The organism is Micromonospora sp. NPDC049580 (genome assembly GCF_040675595.1).
GTDB lineage: Bacteria > Actinomycetota > Actinomycetes > Mycobacteriales > Micromonosporaceae > Micromonospora.
Genome location: NZ_JBFAPG010000288.1, coordinates 1 through 8,302, shown reverse-complemented (window position 1 = coordinate 8,302; position 8,302 = coordinate 1). Strand labels below are relative to the sequence as shown.

General features: G+C 70.6%; 4 protein-coding genes and 3 pseudogenes. 5 read left to right on the top strand and 2 right to left on the bottom strand.

All coding sequences use genetic code 11. The features are described from left to right. The 3 genes and pseudogenes from AB0J68_RS21375 to AB0J68_RS21365 all read left to right on the top strand — a co-directional run. Positions 1–549, top strand: a pseudogene (locus tag AB0J68_RS21375) (hypothetical protein); the annotation flags it as partial. Between the two features lie 479 nt (positions 550–1,028). Then, positions 1,029–1,538: a hypothetical protein gene (locus AB0J68_RS21370; protein WP_363940139.1), complete on the top strand. Its 510-nt coding sequence runs from the start codon at positions 1,029–1,031 to the stop codon at positions 1,536–1,538. Between the two features lie 394 nt (positions 1,539–1,932). Beyond that, positions 1,933–3,786: a hypothetical protein gene (locus tag AB0J68_RS21365; protein WP_363940138.1), complete on the top strand. Its 1,854-nt coding sequence runs from the start codon at positions 1,933–1,935 to the stop codon at positions 3,784–3,786. A 158-nt stretch (positions 3,787–3,944) separates the two neighbouring features. Here AB0J68_RS21365 and AB0J68_RS21360 read toward each other — a convergent pair. Then, a pseudogene (locus AB0J68_RS21360) lies at positions 3,945–4,125 on the bottom strand (transposase); the annotation flags it as partial. A gap of 657 nt (positions 4,126–4,782) precedes the next feature. Between AB0J68_RS21360 and AB0J68_RS21355 the strand changes: the two are divergent. Together AB0J68_RS21355 and AB0J68_RS21350 are read left to right on the top strand one after the other, a co-directional pair. Further along, positions 4,783–7,092 carry a tetratricopeptide repeat protein gene (locus tag AB0J68_RS21355; protein WP_363940136.1) on the top strand — a complete coding sequence of 770 codons (2,310 nt, stop codon included), beginning with the start codon at positions 4,783–4,785 and terminating at the stop codon, positions 7,090–7,092. Between the two features lie 550 nt (positions 7,093–7,642). Continuing rightward, entirely contained in the window at positions 7,643–8,104 is a 462-nt protein-coding gene (locus AB0J68_RS21350) for a hypothetical protein (protein ID WP_363940135.1), read from the top strand. On the opposite strand, the pseudogene AB0J68_RS21345 reads toward AB0J68_RS21350, so the two are convergent. Further along, positions 8,105–8,302 (bottom strand): annotated as a pseudogene (locus AB0J68_RS21345) (LuxR family transcriptional regulator); the annotation flags it as partial. It lies immediately after the preceding gene.

Here is an 8,302-nt window from a genome sequence, read left to right as displayed (position 1 = left end):
GGCCCGCCCGCCGGCAGCGCGCGCCGCAGCGCGGCGACCGGCGCGGCGATCCCGACCGCCGCCAGCAGCGCCCAGGCGGGCGGGCCTGCGGCGGTGCTCGTCGCGGCCGTGCTGGCCGTCGCCGGGGTGGGCCTGCCGGGCCAGGTGGAGGCCCGACGCAGCCCGGTGCCGGGGGAGGCGGACTACCGCGCCGCCGCCGCCGTGATCGACCGGCGGTACGAGCCCGGTGACGGCATCGCCTACTCCGGTTGGCGCGGGTGGAGCGCCCCACTGCCGATGGCGTACCAGTTGCGCACGGCGCCGCGGGACGTTTTCCTCGCCGTGCCGCCCGGCCGGTCCGGCGGGTTCTGGGCGATCGACTGCGTCGATCCCGCTCCCTGCCTTGGCGACGTCCGGCGGATCTGGCTGGTCGTCGGCGGGGCGGGCGACCCGTACGAGGGCATCCCGCCCGCCCGGGCCGAGCTGCTCCGCCGCGAGTTCGCCGTCACCGGCACCGACCGGTTCGTCGGGGTGGCCTTGGTGCTGCTGGTCCGCCGTCCCGGTCCGTGACCACTGGGGCTACCTGTCCGGTTGTGGGTGTGACCCGTGGACGCCAAGCCCGTCGCGGTGACCGTGCAGGCCGACAAGCCGGACACGGGCCAGCTGATCCCGCACGGTGTGCAGGGCGCCCAGTCGCGCATCTTCGCGATGAAGGCGCTCGCGGCGCGTCCTGTTTCACCGTGGAGGCGAAGCGGGTCGGTCACATCGACGTGCCGCTCTGGGCCGTCCGTGCTCTGTGAGGCCATGACTAAATTCAGCCTCATTTGCCGTATTGACCTTGGGATTGACAAGCATCCTCACGAGCCGCGTATTCGGTCTTACAGCCCTCGGTCCTGGTTGCAGGCCGGGCGGTGGAAGATGAGGCTCCGACGTGGCGATCTCCCTGCCCTGCCTGAAGCTCACATTGCATCACGACCGCGACGCTCGTGGCTTGTTGGAGCGGCCGGGTCTCACCTGGACCCCGGCCGCCTGAGGAGAGAGGCAACGCTGTGCGAGCAATCCCGCTGTTCGTCGTGGCGCTGGTGCTCTGCGGGTGTACTGCACCAGTCCCGCCCGCCGCCGGCCCGGCCTCGCCGGCTGGGTCGGCGCCGGTGCCGTCTTCGCCGGCCGCGTCGCCGCCGGTGCCGGCCTTCCAGCAGAGCCTGCCCGGCAGCGCCCGACGCGAGTGCGTCGCGGTGCCCGGCGACGCCATGCTGGTGCGCTCGGGCGACTTCATCGCCGGGGACTTCGTGGAGTACCGCCGGCAATGGCACCCTGACCTTGGCCCCGACCTGGGCAAGCTGTTCTGGCTGCCGGCCCGCCCCCAGCTCAACGCCGCGCTCACCGTGACCGCGACCTCCGGCGGTCGCACCGAAACCTACAGCGCCGGCTCGCTGGCGACCAACGACGCCGGGCAGGCGATGTACCCCAGCGGCATCCCGTTGCCGGCCGCCGGAACGTGGAAGCTCGTCGCGCAGGCCGGCGACGGGTGGGGGTGCTTCGAGCTGACACTGCCCTGACCGGCGTTCGGCGCGCGCCCGAGCCTCCACCTCACCCAACCCTGGACGTACACCACCAACGCCGACGTCGACGTGATCTGCTTCGACAACGCCGGCGCGGTCACCCCGCACCGGTTCCTGGCCACCTTCACCTCCCGGCTCTGAGGCCGGGCCGCGTCGGCCGTGGCCGTCCTCACCTCGCCGCCACCGCGGCGAGGACGCCGGGGGCGGTGATCGACGCCGACGAGCCGACCGGCCACCCGCGACCCCGGCACGGTCCACATGCGCACCGATGTGGGCCGCACCAGGTAGGTCGCGCACCTGGTCGAACTGGGATGACCGCTGGCACGGTCGTCCGACATGGAATATCGCATTTCGGTCACAATCGGCCTAAAAGGTGCGTACGGTGCCGGACATGGTCTCTCGCACCTGGCGCAACCTGTTGGTCGCAGCTCTCGGGATGGGCGTGCTCGCCGGTGCCGGTCAGCTCGGCATCGCGTTCAGCTTCGGCATCGTCCAGCTCACCGGCGTCTCCACCGGAGCCACCGTCAACCAGTGGCCCGCCCAGCTCGCCTGGGTGGGCTGGTTCGCGGCACACGCCGCAGTAGCCGGCACCGTCGTCACCGCACGCCTGGCCCGCCGATACGGGGTGCTGGAAAGCACCGGCAGATTGGTGGCCATCGCCGCCGCTGCCGCGCTGGGCGCCACCGTCATCGCGCCGCTCTGCGTCCGGCCGGCCCAGGCCGCCGATCGTTTCTCTGTGGACCCGATCTGGGCCCTCGGCATCTGCGCGATCGTCGGCGCGCTGGTCGGCGCGGGGGCCGCGATCGCCGTACTGCTGAAGCCGCCGCTGGGCTGGAACATGGCGGCGGTGGGCGGCGTGGTCTGGCTGCTGGCGCTCATCTCGGTCGTCCCGGCGCTCGCAACCGCCGGGCCGTTGCCCGCCGTACGGATCGGCGTGCTGGAGCAGGCCGGGCTCGACGCCGACGCGGCACACCGCCAGGCTCTCTTGACTCTGCCAGCGGTGGCCCTGCTCGTCGGCGCGGCGACCGGCGGGCTGGCCCGTTGGCGCAGGCATCCGCCTCTGGTCAACGGCGCGACCGGCGCGACCGGCGCGGTGCTGATCGCGTTCGCCTACCTGACCGCCGGTCCCGGCGGCGCCGTCGACAGGTACCAGATCACGCCCTACTACGGCGCGCTGCTCGCCGTCGCCGCCGGCGTGCTCGGTTCGGCCGCCGCCGCGTTGTTCCGCTGGCCGTTCCTGTCGCGTACCTCCGAAGAGCGGGTCGTCGAGCCGACCGACATCCTCCGTCCGTTGTCCGACCCCGCCGTGCCGCGGGCCATGACGCCAGGCACGGGCGCGGCCGACGAGCCGGAGCCCGTCGACCTGGCCGGCACGGGGAGGTTCGTCGGCGTGATGGCAGCGACGCACGCGACCGCGGCCGAACCGCTGGGCTACGGTGCGCCGGCCGACTCCGCGACGCGGACCGCCGCACCGACCGATACCGCCGCACCGGCCGCATCTGGCGACCTCGCCACACAGGCCGACTTCGCCACACAGTCCGACTTCGCCACGCCGGAGACATCGCAACCGGCGCCCGCGACGGCGGCCCACCTTCCCGCAGGACCCGGCGGGGACGGCTCTGGAACGGCGGGGGCCGACAACACCGAACCCGACGGGGCAACCGCCGCCCCGGGGACCGGCCGGATGTACCAGCCGCCGAAGATCGACCGGAACCGAGTTCAGGCAGTTCGGCCAGTCGTTCCGGCCCGGCGGGTGCCGTCCTCGACCGAGCCCGGTCCGGGTGCCGAGGCAACCCACTCGGCCGGCACGCAAGAGGGCGTCGAACCGGCTCTCCCACCTCGGCACCGGCCGCCCCTGCCCAACCTGGACCAGGCCGCGAACTGGGATGCCCTCGCGAACGCCCGGCGCGCCGGTATCCGGCCCACGGCCGATGCCGCGCAGGCCGGCCCCGTAGGGGCCGTTCCGGTCGCCGCAATCCCTGCGCCGGCCGCCCCGGCACCCGTTGTCAAGGCGCAACGGACCAGCGAGCGGGCTGGCGGCCGGCTGGGCCTGTTCCGGCGCAACAGATCCCGGGCCGACGCGGACGGCGCGGGCACCCGGCCGGACCGCGAGCCGCTGCCGAGGCAGGACGCGGAGTTCGTCGACTGGGTGAGCGGGCTGGGCAGGTCGGTGGTGGACAGCGAGCCGGCTCGGGAGAGTCCTCGCGGGTCACTCCGCTCCGCCGGCCGCCACCACGGCGACTGACCGGCTAGGGCGTGTCCTGCCGATCATGGATCGGCAGTCCGCGTCATGACATGCTTCAGCCGTGTACCGGACCGAGGATCAACGGCGCTTTCAGCGTCTGGTCGAGGCGCTATCGGGACGGGCGGATCCCCAGGCTGAGGCCGAGATGGGCGCACCCCTGAATCCCCGGCTTGGTCGGCGATCAACACGTCGGGGCGTTTACGGGGCCGTCCGGGTCCAGGTTCGTGACCCGGATCGCGTCCAGTAGCGCCAGCAACTGCGGGTTGTCGCCGGCCTGGCCGGGGTGAGCAGGATCGACAGCGGCCGGCCGCGTCCGTCGACGGCGAGGTGGATCTTCGTACGCCAGCAGCGGCGCGATCACCGCCCACGCCTCGACAGTCAGTTCACCACGACGCACCACCGGCACATCGTCAACGATCAACCGCTACAAGATCGGCAGGACACGCCCCAGGCGGCTGGGCTGGCCGCCCGCCGAGTTCAGGCTGTCAGACGGTTCCGGTACGCGGTGGCTGAGGTGGGAAGCCTTTCGCGATGATCAGTCGATCAGCCTGCGCCGAGCTATTGCAGTTCCGTGATTTGCCCTGGGCAGGGTGCGACAGCCGCGGCACCAACGTACTCATCCGGGATCGCCGCCCCGCCGCCATGGCCGGAACATGTCGCCCACCGCACGAAGGATCGCCGCCTTCTCGCGGGGTGGGACGCCTTTCGTCACGATCAGTGCGACCACCGTCTTGGCAAGCACCGGTAGACCCACAGCGGCGGTCGCGACCCAAGGGCTGTACGTCACAAGTCGCTCAAGGTCCACTGGTCCCACCCCGCCGCTTCCCAGTCGCAGTTCCACCGGTTCTGACCACACCTTCGCGCTCACTCGGCGTGGTGGCGCTCTGCGGGACAGGCCGGGACATAATCGAGGTGGATCGCCTGGTAGGACAGGCTGCCATCGGAACGCCACAGAGAAACCGCAGACACCGCTGGGACGGATGCGAGGTTTACGGAGTGGACCGGGAACTGGCGGACGTGTCGACACCGGCCGCGCTCGGCGCGGCGCTGCAGTCGCTCAGGGAGACGGCTGGCCTCACGACGCGGGAGATGGACTCGAAGACGCGCCTCAGCGATGTGCGATTGACCCGTACGAAGATCAGCAAGGTTGAAGGAGGTGAGCTGCCGCGCCTGGACTGGCTCCGCGCGTACGTCAATCTCTGTGGAGTCGGCACTGGTACGCGTCGATACCGCGCCTGGGAGAACGCGTGGACGACGGCACACCAGCACGCCACGGCGGGAACGGTGACGCCTGACCCGGACGGCACGGTGCCACCCAGGCAGCTACCTATGGACACCAGCCCTTTCGTGGGCCGAACGGCCGAGCTCGACCAGCTCACCGCCCTGCACAGGAGGGCGGGCAACGGGGTAGCTGTCATATCCGCCGTGCACGGCACTGCGGGCATCGGTAAGACCACTCTCGCACTGAGGTGGGCGCACCAGAACGCAAGACGGTTCACCGAGGGACACCTGTACCTCAACCTGCGTGGTTTCAGCGCCGACCATCCGGTCGCGCCTGCCCATGCCGTCCGTGAGCTGCTGGACGGGCTCGGCGTGCCGGCCGAGAGAATACCGGCCAGGTTCGATGCTCAACTGAGCCTGTACCGCAGTGTGCTGTCCGGCAGACGCCTGCTGCTTGTGCTGGACAACGCCGCAACCGCCGAGCAGGTCCGTCCACTGCTGCCGGGCAGCTCATCGTGCTTCACCATCGTCACCAGCCGAAGCCAGCTCACCGGGCTCGTCGCCCGCGACAAGGCCGTCCCGCTCAAGCTGGACGTCCTCTCCCGGAAGCAGGCCAGGGAACTGCTCGATGATCGGATCGGCCGCGGGCGGCTGGACGAGTATCCAGAAGCGACGGCCACGCTGCTGACCATGTGCGGCGGATTGCCGCTGGCGCTCGTCATCGCGGCGGCGAGGATCATGCTCGCGCCGGACCAACCACTGGACCGACTCGTCGCGGAGGCGACGGGCGGCGAACCCGTACTGCGGAACTTCGAGGTCGACGACTCGGAGTCGGACCTGCCCACCGTCTTCTCCTGGTCCTACCGAACCCTCGACCCGGACGCCGCGCGGCTGTTCCGGTACCTGGGTCTGGTACCCGGCCCCGACTTTACCGTCGCTGCCGCTGCCAGCCTGGTCGGCGCCGAAGCTGGCCTCACCGCCCGGTTGATGAGGAACCTGGCAGATCAACACCTGATTGAGGAGTACTGCCCGGGTCGTTACCGGCTCCACGATCTACTGCGCGCCTACGCGAACGATCTGAGCGAGGAGCACGAGACCAGCTCCGGACGAGCCGCCGCCCACACCCGAGTAATCGACTACTACCTACAGGCCGCCGTACATGGTGACCGGCTGCTGGATCCCCTTCGGGAGACCTTCCCGACGCCTTCTGCGGAACATGGGATCCAGCCGCCCAGTTTCGACTCGGCCGAGGGCGCGGCAGAGTGGTTCGAGCAGGAGCACGAGAGCCTGTCGGCGGCGGCTCGACTCGCAGCCGCACGCGGCCGGCACCGACCGGCGTTCCTCCTACCGTGGAGCATGACGACCTTCCTCCACCGCCGCGGATACTGGCGCGAGTACGCCGACCTCTACCGCCTCGCTGTCGAGGCCGCCGAGCCGATGGGCGACCCGCGTGCGCATGGTGTCGCACTGCGCAACCTCGCCAACGCGCTGACACAGCTCGGCGAATACGACCACGCCATGGCCCGCCATCGACTAGCGGTTGACTGCTTCCGGAAAGTCGGTGACATCCAAGGCCTTGCCCGGACCGAACGCGCCATGGGATACGCCAGTGAACAGCTGCGCGACTTCCCCGCAGCCGAGCAGCACGCCAGCACCGCCCTGGGTCTCTACCGGCAGATAGGCGACCGCACGGGCGAGGCGCAGGCGCTCAATGCGTTGGGTTGGTACCGAGCACTGCAGGGCGACTACGACAGCTCGCTCACGCACTGCTCACAAGCCTTGGCTCTGTTCGACGAGGTCGACGACCTCACGTACCGGGCCCATACGCTGGACAGCATCGGGTACAGCCTCCAACACCTGAAGCGGTACGCCGACGCGGCATACCACTACCGGGAGGCCATCGCCGTGTACAGGACCCTTGGTGACCGGTACTACGAGGCGGAGACCCTGCACCATCTCGGCGACAGCGAGGCTGCCGCAGGGAACGCGAGCGCTGCGCAAGCGGCGTGGCAGGACGCACTCACCCTTCTCGTTGCCATCGGGCATCCGAAGGCCGAGCAGGTACGCGCGAAGCTCGCACGCTGAACTCGGCCAATCTGCTGGCAATACGGCCGCACGCCCAGCAGCGGCTCGTGCCGGATCGATCGACCCGCACCGGCGCCTCGCCAGGTTGACTCCGCTCGGTCGGCCGTACGACCTGCGGAACACCGCCGCGGCTCGACGCCGCCGCGCCAGCAACCGAGGGAGCCGAGCGGCGGTAACTTACGCCTGCTCCCTGTTCCATCCCCGGCACTCCCCGGATCCGGCTGCCCTCAGCTCCACCGCCCTGCTGTGACAGGGTCAGCGGTGACCGGACAGCGACACGCGTCACCGCCTCGTCCAGGATGACCCGCCACCCAGCGGGTCTAGGGTGTGGCCCGCGGCCACCGCACGATCTTCGGTCGTCCGCACAAACCATCGATGGTCAACGCGGTGGCCGCCCGCATGCCCGCGCTTCTCTTCGCAGTGATTGACCGGCGCGGGCCTGTGCCTGGTCGCGCAGGCCCCTGCCGGGGCCCGATAGGAAGCGGCAATCGCGGTGATCTGTGCCGGCTACGGCGGCCGGTCCGGATGCGACAACGGAGAGAGGTGTGCCATGCGGTTCAGCGGCCGTTTGCTGGTGGCCCTGACTCTGGGGGGCGTCACGCTCGTGTCAGCGTGCGGCGGCCCGCCGCCGGAGAAGCGGTCGACCGAGGAGCTGCTCACCATCGGGCAGGCCCGTCTCGACGAGATTGCCATTCCGGCAGGCTGGCAACTCCGGGGCGGCAAGGCGGCGGACAGATCGCGGGGCAAGTTCCACTGGGACCGTGACCACCAGGTCAATACCAGTCCGGACGCGGCGATTCGCGAACTGGACAAGCAGATCGCGGCTGCCCAGTGGAGGCGTAGGCCCAAGGAATCCTGCCTGAACAGTTCGGGAGTGGCGTGCTGGATGTACGACCGGGGCGGCCTGACCATCACGCAGACAGCGCTCGCCAGCACCACCTGCCCGGCGGGCCACCCGGTCTGTGCCGAGGTGAGCATCTCCATGCGGCAGAACTACAAAGAGCCGATCTGATCAGATCCAGCCATGGCGGACCGCCTCGGCACCCGCCTGGAAACGGCTGCTCACCCCGCGCTGGTCGGTAAGCTCGGCCACCACCCGACGCACGGTGCGCGCGCCCACACCCGGGACGCGCTGCTGGTGGCCACCCGCCAGAACATCGAGCAGAACAGGTGACGGCCCGGTGTGGCTGCCGTGCGGTCGGCACGGCAG